Source organism: Priestia flexa NBRC 15715, assembly GCF_001591565.1.
Taxonomy (GTDB): domain Bacteria; phylum Bacillota; class Bacilli; order Bacillales; family Bacillaceae_H; genus Priestia; species Priestia flexa.
Genome location: NZ_BCVD01000104.1, coordinates 1 through 14,760, shown reverse-complemented (window position 1 = coordinate 14,760; position 14,760 = coordinate 1). Strand labels below are relative to the sequence as shown.

At 38.3% G+C, this 14,760-nt stretch carries 14 protein-coding genes and 1 pseudogene; 7 read left to right on the top strand and 8 right to left on the bottom strand.

The window, feature by feature from the left end:
- Nucleotides 1-207 precede the first annotated feature (207 nt).
- Nucleotides 208-531 (top strand): hypothetical protein, encoded by a 324-nt coding sequence (locus tag BFL01S_RS15390; protein WP_235859243.1) that lies wholly within the window; start codon nt 208-210, stop codon nt 529-531.
- A gap of 76 nt (nt 532-607) precedes the next feature.
- Here the strand turns inward: BFL01S_RS15390 and BFL01S_RS15385 are convergent, their stop codons facing one another.
- On the bottom strand, nt 608-1,615 hold the full coding sequence (locus tag BFL01S_RS15385; protein WP_061786207.1) for an IS1595 family transposase: 1,008 nt from the start codon (nt 1,613-1,615) through the stop codon (nt 608-610).
- 189 nt (nt 1,616-1,804) lie between these two features.
- Here BFL01S_RS15385 and BFL01S_RS15380 point away from each other — a divergent pair, with 189 nt between their 5' ends.
- Both BFL01S_RS15380 and fabZ read left to right on the top strand, forming a co-directional pair.
- Entirely contained in the window at nt 1,805-1,984 is a 180-nt protein-coding gene (locus BFL01S_RS15380; RefSeq protein ID WP_025909905.1) for a hypothetical protein, read from the top strand.
- A 104-nt stretch (nt 1,985-2,088) separates the two neighbouring features.
- A complete protein-coding gene (gene fabZ / locus BFL01S_RS15375; RefSeq protein WP_025909904.1) occupies nt 2,089-2,526 on the top strand; it encodes a 3-hydroxyacyl-ACP dehydratase FabZ in 438 nt (145 codons plus the stop codon).
- Nucleotides 2,527-2,592: 66 nt separating this feature from the next.
- Here the strand turns inward: fabZ and BFL01S_RS15370 are convergent, their stop codons facing one another.
- Nucleotides 2,593-3,282 (bottom strand): FadR/GntR family transcriptional regulator, encoded by a 690-nt coding sequence (locus BFL01S_RS15370; protein WP_061786206.1) that lies wholly within the window; start codon nt 3,280-3,282, stop codon nt 2,593-2,595.
- A gap of 549 nt (nt 3,283-3,831) precedes the next feature.
- Between BFL01S_RS15370 and BFL01S_RS15365 the strand changes: the two genes are divergently transcribed.
- Complete coding sequence (locus BFL01S_RS15365) at nt 3,832-5,319, top strand: UDP-N-acetylmuramoyl-L-alanyl-D-glutamate--2,6-diaminopimelate ligase (protein WP_061786205.1); 1,488 nt, start codon at nt 3,832-3,834, stop codon at nt 5,317-5,319.
- A 33-nt stretch (nt 5,320-5,352) separates the two neighbouring features.
- Here BFL01S_RS15365 and dsdA read toward each other — a convergent pair whose 3' ends face one another.
- The gene (dsdA, locus tag BFL01S_RS15360) at nt 5,353-6,678 is read right to left on the bottom strand and encodes a D-serine ammonia-lyase (protein ID WP_061786204.1); all 1,326 of its coding nucleotides are present in this window, start codon (nt 6,676-6,678) and stop codon (nt 5,353-5,355) included.
- A gap of 153 nt (nt 6,679-6,831) precedes the next feature.
- Here dsdA and mgrA point away from each other — a divergent pair.
- Nucleotides 6,832-7,826, top strand: a pseudogene (gene mgrA / locus BFL01S_RS15355) (L-glyceraldehyde 3-phosphate reductase).
- Between the two features lie 54 nt (nt 7,827-7,880).
- Here mgrA and BFL01S_RS20785 read toward each other — a convergent pair.
- The 3 genes from BFL01S_RS20785 to BFL01S_RS15345 form a co-directional block, all read right to left on the bottom strand.
- Complete coding sequence (locus BFL01S_RS20785) at nt 7,881-8,027, bottom strand: hypothetical protein (RefSeq protein WP_025909900.1); 147 nt, start codon at nt 8,025-8,027, stop codon at nt 7,881-7,883.
- A gap of 65 nt (nt 8,028-8,092) precedes the next feature.
- Nucleotides 8,093-10,852 (bottom strand): phosphoenolpyruvate carboxylase, encoded by a 2,760-nt coding sequence (ppc, locus tag BFL01S_RS15350; protein WP_061786203.1) that lies wholly within the window; start codon nt 10,850-10,852, stop codon nt 8,093-8,095.
- A gap of 166 nt (nt 10,853-11,018) precedes the next feature.
- Nucleotides 11,019-11,459 carry a DUF5392 family protein gene (locus BFL01S_RS15345; protein WP_025909898.1) on the bottom strand — a complete coding sequence of 147 codons (441 nt, stop codon included), beginning with the start codon at nt 11,457-11,459 and terminating at the stop codon, nt 11,019-11,021.
- Nucleotides 11,460-11,764: 305 nt separating this feature from the next.
- Between BFL01S_RS15345 and BFL01S_RS15340 the strand changes: the two genes are divergently transcribed.
- A complete protein-coding gene (locus BFL01S_RS15340) occupies nt 11,765-12,046 on the top strand; it encodes a hypothetical protein (protein WP_061786202.1) in 282 nt (93 codons plus the stop codon).
- Nucleotides 12,047-12,104: 58 nt separating this feature from the next.
- On the opposite strand, the gene BFL01S_RS15335 is transcribed toward BFL01S_RS15340, so the two are convergent.
- Nucleotides 12,105-13,187, bottom strand: a complete 1,083-nt coding sequence (locus BFL01S_RS15335; RefSeq protein ID WP_061786201.1) for an iron-containing alcohol dehydrogenase family protein — start codon at nt 13,185-13,187, stop codon at nt 12,105-12,107.
- 120 nt (nt 13,188-13,307) lie between these two features.
- Nucleotides 13,308-14,171 carry an SDR family oxidoreductase gene (locus tag BFL01S_RS15330; RefSeq protein WP_061786200.1) on the bottom strand — a complete coding sequence of 288 codons (864 nt, stop codon included), beginning with the start codon at nt 14,169-14,171 and terminating at the stop codon, nt 13,308-13,310.
- Nucleotides 14,172-14,274: 103 nt separating this feature from the next.
- Here BFL01S_RS15330 and BFL01S_RS20495 point away from each other — a divergent pair, with 103 nt between their 5' ends.
- A complete protein-coding gene (locus BFL01S_RS20495; RefSeq protein WP_156474936.1) occupies nt 14,275-14,577 on the top strand; it encodes a hypothetical protein in 303 nt (100 codons plus the stop codon).
- The last annotated feature ends 183 nt before the right edge of the window (nt 14,578-14,760 follow it).

Genomic DNA, 14,760 nt, shown 5'->3' with positions numbered 1-14,760 from the left:
GAGAGTGTTCGTCTTTTTGGAAGGCTCTTTTCGTAAAGATTGTTGCTTTTAATTATAACAAGGAATAATTTACTTTTTATGGTATTATATAAAGAGAGACTTATTCAGCTAACGGGCAGGTTTATTGAAGAAGCAACATATAGGGTTGAAACTTTTGTTCGAAAAATCCATATAGTTATTAAAGTATTACACACGGGGGGTGTCACTTTGGAAACTAATGTCCAAACATCTCAAAACATTCGAGTGGTGACCAAACAAGAAGTGAGTATGAGGAAATTACTAAACATAATAGGCATATTCATTTTCGCTGGGTTAGCATTAACTAATCTAACAAATCCACTCCCTTCAACCGATTACACCAAAGAATTTTTATTATTTATTGGTGGAAGTGCTATTACCTATTATATTTTAGTCAATATCTACTTCATTGGACAAATAGGTAGAAAGGTAGTCCTTACAATTCTTTTTCTATTAGGTTCTTTTAGTATAATTATGGCTATTTATCTTGCGACTAATCCAGTATCACACTAATAGCTATATTCAAGTATAGGGGGGCTTTAACGGAATAAGAAATACAGTCGTTCCAACATAGGAATGGCTGTTTTTTTCATACCTCACGTAAGAAATTGACGGTAATGCTATTTGAATTTTGGCAAGCACTGAGCAACATTTGGTTTATCTGCTCCTTTTCAGCCAACTTCTTACTTTGCTGAAGGAAGCTGAACCAGTAAAGATAATTATCCAAATACTTTGTAGCCACTCCTTGAAACCTAACCATCCAGCCTTTTAAACGCTTATGATAGTTATTGACGTTTTGCAGATGGTAGATGCCTTTTTTGACGTACCCCTCTTTGCTTAGGTTTATTGGTTCGTGTTTAAGTGCCTTGATTTGGGCAAATTTCTTGTAGTTCGTGGCTGTATCTGTGCATAACAAAGAAGACGGGTCAATATAGTTTCCGATAACCGCGTCAATTTCTTCTGCTTTTACACGACCATTTCCAGCCTTTTGAGCAATGACTTGCCCATTTCTGTCTTGGGCGACAACAACAGCAATTTTAAGATTGCTAATCCCTCTCAATTTATCTCTACCGCTGCGTTTCTTGGGTTCCCTGTCCAGTTTTCTTCGTCCTTTTAAAGACTCTTTAAAGAAGGTCTCATCACTTTCGATAATCCCTTTCAACACTTGATAACCCATTGAACGCAGAGCAAACAGAATTTTATGTCTCCAGTAAAATGAAGTAGAGATGTGGATTTTTAAGCGTTTGGAAATCTTAGGCAACGTATAGCCCTCTACCATCATTTGAAAATACTTCGCCCACTTACCAAGATAACGGGTTCCTGAAATCGGAGTATTTGAAAGGTCGTTAAATGACTTTCCGCAGTCACGACAAAGGTATCTTTGTCTCTCTCTGTACTTGCCATTTCGCTTCACTTTAACACTTCCACAATGTATGCAGACCAACCCCTCTTTAAAACGGGTTTCTCTAATTGTTTTGTATGCATCTTTCATATCAGCATCTTTATTATCGATAAAGTCTTCTTTTAAAAGGTTAAATAGTTGAATTTGCTCGTCTTTAGTTAAGTCCGAAAACGTGGCATAGATGTCTTTAATCATTGAGAAACCGCCTCTTGAAAGAGTATTTTATCACCTCTAATAAGGATGGTCAAAATAGCAACAATCTATGCGAAAAGAGCCTTTTGGAAATTTGTTTTGTTATGTCCCACCCTCTTTTTATAAAAATCCAAACATAACTAAATATAATAAAATATGGTATACGATTCTTATAAGAGGGAGATCTAATTCATGACACGTAAACTAGTCATTCATCTATTAACAATCACAGCCTGCTTTTTACTCTTTTCTATTAGCATGCTGTATTCTGAAAGATACCTTTTCTTAATTCCACTTGGAATGTTAGGTTTATTTGGACAATGTTATTTCACTTATCGCTTTACCCAAATCTTATTAACGGAACCGAAATGAGATCCATGCACTTTTATTAATTTTACTCTTTACAAGTTGACTTTGTACGTATATAGTTTGATACTAGTATCAGGTATAAGTTTTTACATAAAGGAGAGACCATTATGCTAACAATTGAGCAAATTAAAGAAATTATCCCTCACCGCTATCCATTTTTACTAGTGGACCGTATTATTGAAGTAGAAGAAGGCAAAAGTGCCGTAGGTATTAAAAACGTGACGGCTAATGAAGAATTTTTCAACGGACACTTTCCTGAATATCCAGTTATGCCAGGTGTTCTAATTGTAGAAGCACTTGCTCAAGTCTGCGCCGTTGTTATGTTGAAAAAAGATGATAACAAAGGAAAACTTGGCTTATTTGCAGGTATCGACAACTGTCGCTTTAAAAAGCAAGTTGTTCCTGGCGATCAGCTTCGTTTAGAAGTAGAAATGACACGCGTGCGCGGTACGATTGCGAAAGCTCGTGCTGTTGCGTCGGTCGATGGCGAAGTGGCTTGTGAAGCAGACGTAACGTTTGCATTGTTTGATCCAAAACAAGCATAACTACTTTAGAGCATTTGGAAGCCACAAAAAAGAACGCCATTGCTAGCGTTCTTTTTTGTGAATCTATTATCCTTGCCTCACTTTCATACGAACATGCTCTAAATGTTCACGAACTGCTTCTGCTGCACCTTGAGCATCTCTATTTTTAATTGCTTCAAAGATGCGATCATGATCTTCATGAACCTGCTTGCGACTCTCAGGCCTTTGCGTTAACGAATACGCTAACGCTTTGCGATATAGATGACCCAAGTTCTCTACTGTGTGAAGCAAAAATGAATTATGTGCCGCTTTTACAATATCATGGTGAAAGCGATAATCTGCTTCATAACCAATTTCAGCACTATTTTTAATCGTTCCTTTGAATGCTTCTAACGATTCTTTAATTTCTAGTAGTTCTTCTTCGGTATGACGAATAGCCGCTAGGCTTGCCGCTTCTGATTCAATGATAATTCGCATCTCAACTAATTCTAACACCTGGTCTGCTTCAACCATTTCAAACGTCATCGGATCAAGCATGCCTGCTAAGTTTACTCGCTTAACATAGCTTCCTCCACCTTGTCTGGATTCAATTAATCCACTAGCTGACAAAACGCTTAACGCTTCACGAATAGGTGCACGACTAACGCCAAACATTTTCGAAAGCTCATGCTCAGATGGTAAGCGAGATTCAGGCGGAAAAGTCTTTTCCTTTATCATCTTCTTTAACTGATCAAGAACTTGACTTGATACTTTCTTACGCTCAATTGGTACAAACATTATTATTCCCCTCTCTGTTTGCTTTTTGTCTTATTCGTCTACAACATTCTTCTCCCTGCACGAAAGAGGGATTTACGCGATGTAAGATCCCAACTAATCTGTACTGAGTCCCCTTGATGAAGTGTAAACCTCTCATATGTAACCGCTTTAAAATTTCTTTGTATTACAAGTATACATTAATTTTTAAAAAAATGTAAAAAAATTTCTATAATTATCACAATTTTCACATGAAAACAAATCATAAATGAATGGATGTTCATGTTTTTTTGACATAACATTCCACTATTTCCCTTTTCACTATATAGCAGCAAACTTCTTTGTAAATAGCGAGATACCAAGGATTAAAAAGGTTTTTTTCCATATTACCCCTTGTTTATCACTCTTATTTTAAGGGAAAAGAGTCAGAATTTGAAATTCTATTTAGATATTTTGTATGGTTCATATATGTTCTTGCGAATAGTTCAATTCAAACTGACAAATAGTAAGAACATTATAAACGGTAATTTCTGCAAGTTAACTTGTAAAATAAACTAAATGGTGAGGAAAATCATGATACTAAACTTTGAACAGTTACCTGACATTCAAATTAAGCAACTAGTCGGCCCAACTTCTCAGCGCGTCTTACATCTCGCTTATCACTCGAAACATGTCAAAAACGCGTCATTATTTTTTAGCATGAAAGGCGAAAACGCGGACGGATATCAATTTATAGAAGAAGCTATTCAAAAAGGAGCTGTAGGAGTCTTTGGATCCGTTCATCGTTGTTTTCAACAACTTCATGATAAGTATCCGCACTGTACGTTTATCGTTGTAGATGATGTTCGAAAAACAATGGCAAAGATTTCTAAGTTCTATTTCCAACAAGCGGATGAAAAGCTCAAAACAATTGGCGTAACTGGTACAAACGGGAAAACAACAGTAGCAGCTTACGTACGTTCATTATTAACGCTACTCCGATTACCAACAGGTTCAATTGGCACGACGGGGATTTGGTCTTCACATAAAAAATTAACCTATCAAAAAAGCACCCCCACAACGCCTGAATCAATTGATTTGCACCAAATTTTTCATGACCTAGAAACATTCGGAGATGAGGCAGCTGTCATGGAGGTTTCATCCATTGCCATTGATCAAAAGCGCGTTGAAGGAATTTTATTCGATGTCGCTATTCATACAAATTTCTCAGAAGAACACCTTGAGTATCATAAAACGATGGAACACTATAAAAACTGTAAAATGAAGCTATTTGAACAAGCCAAAACGGCTGTTATAAACGTTGATGATGATTTGATGGGAAAAGATTTGCTTCAACTATTTAAAAATCCAATGGTTACTTATAGTCTCAACAAGAACTCCAACGCAACGCTGCGTGCTGATTCTATCAGCGTAGAAGAAAAAGGAACAACGTTTGAGCTTCATTATAACGACAACATTTATCCAGTAACCGTCCCTGTGTTTGGCGAATATAATATTGCTAATGTGCTATCAGCTATCGGTACAGCGCTACTGCTTAATTTTCACATTGAGGATATTCTTAACGTTCTACCACAGCTCGCTAGTCCTGAAGGGCGTTTCCAAGTAATTGAAGGGCCACAAAATCAAAAGATTATCCTTGACTATGCTCATACGCCTGTAGCTCTAACTCGACTTTTGCAAGAAGTAAAAAAATTAACATATAATCGTTTAATTGTGATGATTGCTGGAATTGGCATCCGAGACTTTAACAAAATGCCCAAAATGGCCAGCATCATTGAGGGACAAGTGGATGAAGTTGTTGTTACCGTTGACCATCCTGGCTTTCATAACCCTAACGATATCATTGACCAAGTATTTACAGGATTTGCTCATCCCAATGCTTCGAACCTTCACCGAGCTCCAACGAGAAGAGAAGGAGTCTTAAAATCCTTAGAGCTTGGAGGAGCAAATGATGTTATTTTATTAACCAGCGGCTGTATCAACGGGTCTCAAATTGTAAAAGGAGAGTATATTCCTCACTCCGATGAAGCTATTATTGAATCTTATTATGTAGCATTATAAAAACTCCCCTCATATGCATGAGGGGAGTTTTTATCATCTCCTTAAAGCCAGTTTTCCCTTTTCATAGTACTCTTTTTTTATTGCTAGTGGTACCATGCTTCCACCTGTTGCCCATACAATATGAGTCGCATGTTCAAGTGTTTGTCGAGACAGCTTTCTGTTTGTCATTACTGGTCCCATCATACCGGCTAGTGCTGATGGCTCTAATTCAATTCCTTCGCTATCAGCCAACTCTGCTAACAATCGATGCATTTCATCATCACTGATTGTGTAGCTCCCCTCTAGAACTGGACCAATTACTTGACCAACAAACCCTGATGGCCTTCCTACGGCTAATCCATCTGCTTCAGTTATATTATCAAGACCAATATCTTGCACAGAAATTTTATCATGAAGATTTGTTGCTAAACCTAACAACATACAAGGTGCGTGGGTTGGCTCAGCAAAAAAGCAGCGAACATCATCGCCATACATAAGCTTTAAGCCAAAAGCCACTCCGCCTGGACCACCTCCAACTCCACACGGTAAATACACGAATAAAGGATGGTTTTTGTCTACTTTGACCTTCATTGCAGCAAGCTGCTTTTTCAAACGAATGGCGCTTACAGCATAACCTAAAAATAAATGCTTTGAATTTTCATCATCTACAAAATAACACATTGGATCAAGTGATGACTGCTTACGCCCTTCTTCTACAGCTTTACTGTAGTCATCTGTGTACTCGATAACCGTTACCCCTTTACTTCTTAACAAATCTTTTTTCCATTGCTTGGCATCAGCTGACATGTGAACGGTTACTTGAAAGCCAAGCTTAGCACTAATTATTCCAATACTTAATCCTAAATTCCCAGTCGATCCTACCGCGATTGTATACTGCTGAAAAAACAAACGAAATTTTTCACTATCAAACTTTCGGTAATCATCTTCAAACGAAAGCATGTTATGTTTAATAGCTAAGTCTTCAGCATACTTTAAAATTTCATAAATGCCACCTCGCGCTTTAATTGACCCCGAAATGGGCAAGTCATGGTCACACTTAAGCAGAAGTTCTCCCTCGATTTGTTGGCTAAAACGGCTTTCTAAACGCGATTTCATTGTAGGAATGGCAATCAAAGGTGACTCAATTATTCCCTTTGTTTCTTTCGTTTCGGGAAAAACATTCTGTAAATAAGGTGCAAACCGGTCAAGCCTTGATTCTGCATCCTTAACGTCCTGCTCAGTTAGTGGCATCTTTTGTTTATGTAGTTGAAAAGACTGCTTGTTTGGGTTCATCCAGCAGGTTTCTGTGAGTTGGATAAGTTCTTTTATAACCGGAAATGTTTCTGTTAACCTTACTACGTCGTATTTTTCTATTTCCATCCTTATTCCCCCCTCTTTTGTCTATGCTTTATTATCATTTTATCATGAACTATTCTTTTATTAATGCTAATCCAAAAGATAAATTAAGTGACATTTTTTGATTTCCCTATTATGATTAAAGCGATTTCATTAAACAAAAGGGGGACATGTGTGATGGCTTACAGCGCAAATGAACAGCGGTACAAAGAAATGATTTATAACAGGTGTGGAAACTCTGGCTTACTGCTTCCCGCACTGTCACTGGGACTTTGGCATAATTTCGGGGGGGGGTAGATTCGTTTGAAAATGGAAAAGCCATGCTAAGACGGGCTTTTGACTTAGGAATTACTCATTTCGATTTAGCAAACAACTATGGACCACCACCAGGCTCTGCTGAAGAGATGTTTGGAAAAATGTTAAATGAAGACTTTTCCTCTTATCGAGATGAATTAATTATCTCTACAAAAGCGGGCTATCGAATGTGGGAAGGTACATATGGAGAATGGGGATCAAAAAAATACCTTGTTGCTAGTTTAGATCAAAGTTTAAAGCGCATGGGCCTTGAATATGTTGATATTTTCTATTCTCATCGCCCTGACCCTAATACCCCTCTTGAAGAAACCATGCAAGCGCTTAATTTAATTGTAAAACAAGGAAAAGCGCTATATATAGGTGTTTCAAGCTATAGCGCGGAGCAAACAAAAGAAGCTGTGCATATTTTAAATGAACTCGGCACACCCCTTCTCATTCATCAGCCAAGCTACTCAATGTTTAATCGTTGGATAGAGGACGGACTCCAAGATGTGCTAGCAGATCATCAGGTTGGCTCCATTGCATTTTGTCCGCTTGAGCAAGGGTTGCTTACGAATAAATACATATACGGCATTCCACAAGACTCGAGAGCAGCAAAAGAAACCGGCTTTTTAGATGCGGAGCGCGTAACTGCAAAGGTGGTTAATCAAGTGCAAAGACTTCATCAAATTGCACAGAAACGAGATCAAAGCTTAGCTCAAATGGCTCTTTCTTGGGTGTTAAGAGATGGAAATATTACCTCTGCCCTCATAGGAGCAAGTCGCGTAAGTCAAATTGAAGAGAACGTTGCAGCCCTTCATAAACGTTCATTTACGCAAGATGAACTTCGCCAGATTGATGCCATCTTAAATAGCTAAAAAAAACCTTCTGCTCTCCAGATAAGAGTAGAAGGTTTTTTTGTGAGAGCGCATTTAGATTTTCCCATCGTATTTGCGACCATCATTATGCTTTTGATTGCGCTCATCTGTCATACGCATTTGCTCAGCTTTCTCCTGAGCATTTACATGATTGGCATCAGTCGGTAAATTTTTCTTTGAACGTCCTTTTGCATTGCTCATGTTATCACCTCCAGCTTGATACCCCGTTAGCTTCTCCACTTTTTGGGGCATCATACGCTAGAAAATCAGCCTGTATTACGCAAGCCGGCTGCAATTCCATTAATAGTTAATAACACTTCTTGTAGAAGTCTATCAGCCTGCTCTTCATCTGCTTGACGAAGTTTGGAAATAAGTTCGACTTGGAAGAAGCTTAGCGGATCAACGTATGGATTTCGCAATCGAATAGACGATTGAATATTCGGTAGGTGCTCCATTAATTCTTCTTGATCCGTAATTTGTAGAATTGCTTCTTTCGTTTCGGTATACTCTTTCTCAATCGCTCCGAAAATTCGATCAGCAATCGCTTTGTCTTCAACCATTGAAGTATAGTTTTTCGCAGTCATTAAGTCTGCTTTCGTTAAAGCCATCTGCAAATTATCAATTGTTGAGCGGAAAAATGGCCACTCTTTATACATTTGCTGCAGTAGAGAAAGACTTCCTTCTTTTTTGATAAGATGTACAAGACCCGTTCCAGCTGCATACCAAGCAGGCAAAAGCTGTCGACTTTGTGTCCAAGCAAATACCCATGGAATAGCTCGCAGGTCTTCAAAACGGTCACTGCCTTTTCGACTCATTGGACGAGATCCAATGTTAAGAGCACCTAACTCTGGTAACGGTGTTGCTTGTTTAAAGTATGTTAAAAAGTCTGGATCTTCAAACACAAGATGCTGATAATGAGCAAGCGCTTCTTTTGATGCAATGTTCATCGCTTCTTCCCACTGAGATGTACGAATATCCGTTTGTTCAGCTTCAGACGACACTTTGGCAGCTGCTGTTAGCAAGGTTGAAACCGCTTGTTCTAGGCTTCGGTGCGCAATGTCGTATAGCGAATAGCGAGAGGATAATACTTCTCCTTGCTCTGTAATTTTAACGCCGTCTCCTAGCGTTTCAGCAGGTTGCGATAAAATACTTCGGTTTAATGGACCACCGCCTCGACCAAGAGATCCACCTCGACCATGGAAAAATTTAAGGCGTACGTTATAGCGCTTCGCCATATCATGAATTTCCTGCTGAGCTTTGTAGAGCTTCCAGTTTGCTGTTAACGTTCCGCCATCCTTGCTTCCATCAGAATACCCCAGCATAATCTCTTGTAAATCATTTTGTTCTGCCAAATGTTTTCGATAAAAATCAAGTTGGAATAGCTCTTCCATAATTTTTGGCCCAGCCGTTAAGTCATCAATCGTTTCTAATAAAGGGGCAACGTTTAAATAACTTTCAATTTCTCCGTTGGCATGCAAACGATAGATTCCTGCTTCTTTTGCCAAAACCATTACTTCTAATAAATCGCTAGCTGATTGGGTCATGCTAATTAAGTAGACTTCAATCGAACGCTTTCCGAATTCTTCATGTGCACGCTTAATCATTTGAAACGCTTCAATTATTTGCTTTGTTTCTGGCGAATAGTCTTCAGTGAACGAAATAAGCGGACGAGGATCTTGTAAGATTCCGCTTAGCAGCTCCAACTTTTCTTTTTCTGTCAAGGAAGAATAGTCTTCTACAATGCCAACTGAATATAAAATCTCTTTAATTGCTGCTTCATGTTCACCGCTATGATTTCGAATATCAAGCGTTGCTAAATGGAAGCCAAACAATTCTACTTGACGAATTAATTGACGAACGCTTTTCAATTCATATTGCATCGGATGATGTAAACGTAAGCTTTTTTGAATAAGCTTAATATCATTAAGTAGCTCGTCAGCCTGCTTATACCCACCTTCTTGTCCAACATGTTCTAACTTATGAAGCATAATCGTTAATTTACAGCGATATACCTCATGAGGCACGCGCCATCTTTTCTTTTGAGGCAAAAGCTGTTTTTCTTGTTCAACCGATTGCACTAAATCTTCTAAAATTAAAACTCGCTTTGTTGATTGACTTAGGCGCTCCCTTAAATTCAATAAAGCTGCTCTATACTTACGAACCGCTACGCTACGATGCTTTGTTAAGGTTTGCCACGTTACCTTTGGCGTTACGTTTGGATTACCATCTCTGTCTCCACCAATCCAAGATCCAAAACGCAGAACGTTTGGCACTTGCCACTGCTGCTCAGGATAGTAGCGTTTCAATGAATCCTCCAGCTCTTGATGAATATGTGGTAATACTTCAAACAACGTTTCATCAAAATAGTATAATCCATTTGCCACTTCGTCCATTACGCGCGGCTTACGATCTCGTAGTTCAGCCGTTTGCCATAAAATCATGACTTCGTTAAAAAGCTGCTCTTCTAACTCTTCCCGTTCACGTTTTGTTACTGATTTTTGTTCAAACGCTTGTAAAATATCAGCAATTCGCTTATGGATGTCCAGCACGCTTCTTCTCGTTGCTTCTGTTGGATGCGCTGTAATAATTAACTCTAAAGACAGCGTTTCAAGAAGTTTTGTAATAACGTCCGCTGTTACGCCACTATTTTTCAAATCACTTACTGCTTTTTCAAGTGATCCAGGCTGTATGTTTGCTTCTTCTTGCTGCTGATACTCGCGCTTGCGGCGAATGCGGTGGTTTTGTTCCGCAATATTAACTAGATGAAAATAAACAGAAAATGCACGAATGACTTGCTGTCTCATTGGATCTTCAATGCTTGTTATTTCAGATTTTAACTGTTCATAGATATCCTGATTATTATGTTCACGAAGTATTTTTGCCACTTCACGTATTTTTTCAACTTTATTAAGTAACTCTTGTCCACCCTCATAAATTAATACATTTCCTAGTAGTTGTCCAAGAAACTTGACGTCTCGACGCAATGCGACGCTGTTGTCTTGCTCAGTAGTTTGTAAAACCGTCATTTCTTCTTCCACCCCTTGACAAAAAATCTAACGTTTCATTTTTTAGAAAATTGAAACTAGTTACAGTATATCATAAATAAATTCAATTTTCATGTAAAAAAACCTAACATATTTTTTATTATATAAAAAAACAGGTACTCACTAAGGAATACCTGTCATTACAAAGTTACATATTTGCACGTTTCATTCTATTTTCTTCCTCGCTTAAGAACTGGATAAAATGAGCCATCATTGCAAGCGGCTGTGCTTTAATTCGCTCAATGTATTCTTCTTTACGATATGAAGAGACTACTTCACTTTTTTGAATGCGCTCAATTGCGTATTCTGCTCCTACCTTCCGCATTTCTTTACGCTTTAATTTCGTTTCTCTTGATAACGCCATACCAATTGCTCCAATCAGAGCATATATACCTAACATCGGTAGCGCTTCACGAGTAACAGGATCTGTAAAAAGCATAAACCCTAAATTGAAGACAGAAACTGCGATGAGAGGCAGTGACCAAAACATATAGCGTGATACTTTCTTCGTAAAAGGTGAAAGTTTTTCTTGAAGCTGTTCCACCTCTTTTTGAATATACGCTGACATTTGTAATGATAATAGTTTCACAAAATCCCCAACCTTATGTTTAAATATGCAAATAGCCGTTACCAATTAGGTAGCGGCATGTTCATAACCTAAAAGACCTCTACCTGCTTATTGGTAAGGTCTTGCTAACAACGAACTCGTTTCCAACAAAGCCGAGAGCATATGCTCTGTACTGACGACCTTATTGTAAAAGCTACTCCCCTTAGAGCAACATCCTATAATTACTATCATTTTAGAAAATGTAAGTTTCATTGTCAAATGTTTCGCTTTTTGACACTCTCATGCTATCATAGCCCTACAAAAACCTTTAGAAGGGAGTCTACACTATGCTAATTTCCAGCATTATGTATTCATATGTGGTTAGAAAAGTTGATCGCTTTCAGCAATATTATATAAAACAAGAGTACGAACTCCAGCTTTTCACTACTCAAGTAAAGTGTAACGCGCGGTCTTTCACGCTAGAACAAGTTTTGGACATTTCATATAAACCCTTTTCTTCAGAAAAAGGATTACTGTATTTACATACTCATCAAGGTGTTTTCAAATATGAAATTCAAGCAGATCCCTCAACGTTTATTAGTGAATATAAACGTCTAAAAACAACGTAAGGCATGAAAAATTGTTCTCTTTTAAGAGGCATTTTTTCATACCTTTCATTCATTGCCTTTATAGACGTGTGCTTAATGTGAAGTCCTCTACTTGGTCCATTGCATTTATTACTTCTTCTTTTGTAAAATCCCCAATAAAGCGAAGAGCTTCTTCTTCCTTAATTGCATGAGTTGCTACTAGCTGTTTAGCTTCTTCTTTTTCTTTAATCCCTAAGTCTGAGAGCGTGCGCGGAAACCCTAATGCTTCGTAAAACGGTATAAGTTCTTTGACCACTTCTAATTGGTTTTCTAACATGAGCTGAACCAAAATACCATATGTCACTTTTTGACCATGAAGAACATGATGAGCTTCTTCAACAAAGCTAAGTCCATTATGAACTGCGTGAGCACCTGATACCCGCCCGTACTGAACCGCAAATCCTCCAACGGTTCCAGCAATCATAATAATGGATTCTACTACCCTCGTAAATGCCGGGGTAACCTTCTGTTCTTGTAAATTTTTAATAGCAGCTTCGCTATCTGCCATCAATATATCTCTAATATATTTTGCTTGATTAAGACCTGAATATACCATTGCTGAAAGTTCATGTGCGTTTTTCGTGTTTCGAATAATCGCATCTGCTTCGTACCATTTTGCTAGAGTATCTCCAATGCCGCTTTTAACATAGTTAACAGGAGATGAAAGTAAAAGCTTTGGGTCTACAACTGTTAAAAAGCTCGCTCTCTTATGGTAATCAACGCGAACGTACTGCCCGTCTCCATCATACATCACGCTAAGAGGCGTTGTTGCTGCACATGTTCCAGGAATCGTTGGCACAAGAATAACTTCAACGTCTAAATAATCCGCTAATGATTTTGCACTATCTAGTACAATACCTCCACCAATTCCAATTACCAAATCAACGTTATAAAGTTCTTTTGCATAGGTATGAATATCTTCATCATAACAATACCCTTTATGCTGGATAACTGGAATATGTTCAGGCAATACACCGTATTGATTAAAAGCATCAAATGATTTGAATCCTGTAAAAACTACTGGTCTAGAAAAACTTGCTATATACTCGTCAATTTTCTTCGCAGCACCTATTTCACAAATATAATGATTAGGGCCACTTCTTACAATATTGGGTTCACTCATGTTGTCCTCCTTAACCGTTTCATAATTTTTAATTTTTCGTTAATTAACTCAGTATACGATAGAAGAATTTGGCATGCAAACCCTAAAAAGTCTTTCACTTATGTAAAAGCTCTTAATGTCTTATTTCAACAACTTTTTAATGATGACTCTCTCCCAAACGTTCCACGGAAGCATACGCTTTACCGATATGGATAACTTGACCCCTTTACCAACAGGATATCTAAGTTTTTTTATCTGAGATTGGTTACACAAAGAAAGAAGTAAAGAAACAACTTGATCAGGGTCACCAAGGTTTTTCTCACCAGCCTGTAGCTCATTCTCAATTGCGCGCATATAAGCGTGGTAAGGAGATCCTTCATTCAACGAATGCTTCGATACCTTCTTACCTGTTGTCCAAATATTCGTCGCATAAGAACCTGGTTCAATTAAAGCAACATCAATTCCAAACGGCTTTAACTCAAGCCGTAAACTTTCACTATATCCTTCGAGTGCGTGTTTAGAAGATACGTACGGCGATAATCCCGGAAAGCCGATTAACCCACTGATGCTGCTAATATTAATAATTTTACCCCTGCGCTTTTCTCGCATAAACGGAAGCACCGCTTGAGTCACCCTCATGACACCGAATACGTTCGTTTCAAACTGCTCTTTGTATTCATCTATATGAATTTCTTCGCTAAAACCACCAAACGCAAATCCTGCGTTATTAATTAACACATCAACCCCGTTACCCTTATCTAAAAATGCAGTTAACTGGTCAACTGAACGCTGAGACGTAACGTCTAGTTCAACAAACGTTACCCTCTCCTTTAACTTGTCTTTTTCTAACATCCTTAGCAGAGCACTTTTCTTTTCTAAATTGCGCATTGAAGCGATGATATTATATCCAGCTTTGGCAAGGTGATACGCGCTAAGTAAACCAAACCCGCTTGAGGTACCTGTAATTAATACTGTTTGTTCTTTAAACTCAGGAAATTGACTCATGTTATCACTCTCTCTATTTTAGTGGTTGTTTAACACAGGTTCATTCAACCATATACACCCATTATAGATTAATTATCTGTAGAGAAACCACTTTGGTAAACGTATGATCACATGCATCGCTTTAACAGGAGGACTACTTCTATCTACCTTACCAACCTCAGCTGCAGCAGCTAACTATACGCTCTATACAAAGGGCAGTTCAGTTGATAAAGCGACAACCACGACTTTCGGACAAGTCTACATGGGAGGCAGTACGGATGTAGACGAAGCATTTAAATGGATGATTAATGGTCGTTACGCAGCCAGGAGCTGTAAACGCTGCAGTTTATATGGCGAAAACAAACCAAGCACCAACTACTTGTTTAAGTGGGGTACCGCTAACATTCAACAACGTTTCTATTTATAAACTCTTTAACGGAAACACGTTTAACCTTTCAACATGGTCTGGTTCTGGCGGGCTATCCTATACGTTGAATGTCAACAATGGCACTATTACTTCTTCTGCAGGTAATATTTATGGTGGTAGTCGCTAAATCTAACTTCATGATTGAGAGGCTGGGATATAAGGATTTCAGCCAATGATAAACCT

What these genes read in the sequence shown, in the direction of transcription:
- BFL01S_RS15385 (WP_061786207.1), bottom strand. Translation starts at nt 1,615, where the DNA reads ATGATTAAAGACATCTATGCCACGTTTTCGGACTTAACTAAAGACGAG.
- BFL01S_RS15380 (WP_025909905.1), top strand. Translation starts at nt 1,805, where the DNA reads ATGACACGTAAACTAGTCATTCATCTATTAACAATCACAGCCTGCTTT.
- fabZ (WP_025909904.1), top strand. Translation starts at nt 2,089, where the DNA reads ATGCTAACAATTGAGCAAATTAAAGAAATTATCCCTCACCGCTATCCA.
- BFL01S_RS15370 (WP_061786206.1), bottom strand. Translation starts at nt 3,282, where the DNA reads ATGTTTGTACCAATTGAGCGTAAGAAAGTATCAAGTCAAGTTCTTGAT.
- BFL01S_RS15365 (WP_061786205.1), top strand. Translation starts at nt 3,832, where the DNA reads ATGATACTAAACTTTGAACAGTTACCTGACATTCAAATTAAGCAACTA.
- dsdA (WP_061786204.1), bottom strand. Translation starts at nt 6,678, where the DNA reads ATGGAAATAGAAAAATACGACGTAGTAAGGTTAACAGAAACATTTCCG.
- BFL01S_RS20785 (WP_025909900.1), bottom strand. Translation starts at nt 8,027, where the DNA reads ATGAGCAATGCAAAAGGACGTTCAAAGAAAAATTTACCGACTGATGCC.
- ppc (WP_061786203.1), bottom strand. Translation starts at nt 10,852, where the DNA reads ATGACGGTTTTACAAACTACTGAGCAAGACAACAGCGTCGCATTGCGT.
- BFL01S_RS15340 (WP_061786202.1), top strand. Translation starts at nt 11,765, where the DNA reads ATGCTAATTTCCAGCATTATGTATTCATATGTGGTTAGAAAAGTTGAT.
- BFL01S_RS15335 (WP_061786201.1), bottom strand. Translation starts at nt 13,187, where the DNA reads ATGAGTGAACCCAATATTGTAAGAAGTGGCCCTAATCATTATATTTGT.
- BFL01S_RS15330 (WP_061786200.1), bottom strand. Translation starts at nt 14,171, where the DNA reads ATGAGTCAATTTCCTGAGTTTAAAGAACAAACAGTATTAATTACAGGT.
- BFL01S_RS20495 (WP_156474936.1), top strand. Translation starts at nt 14,275, where the DNA reads ATGATCACATGCATCGCTTTAACAGGAGGACTACTTCTATCTACCTTA.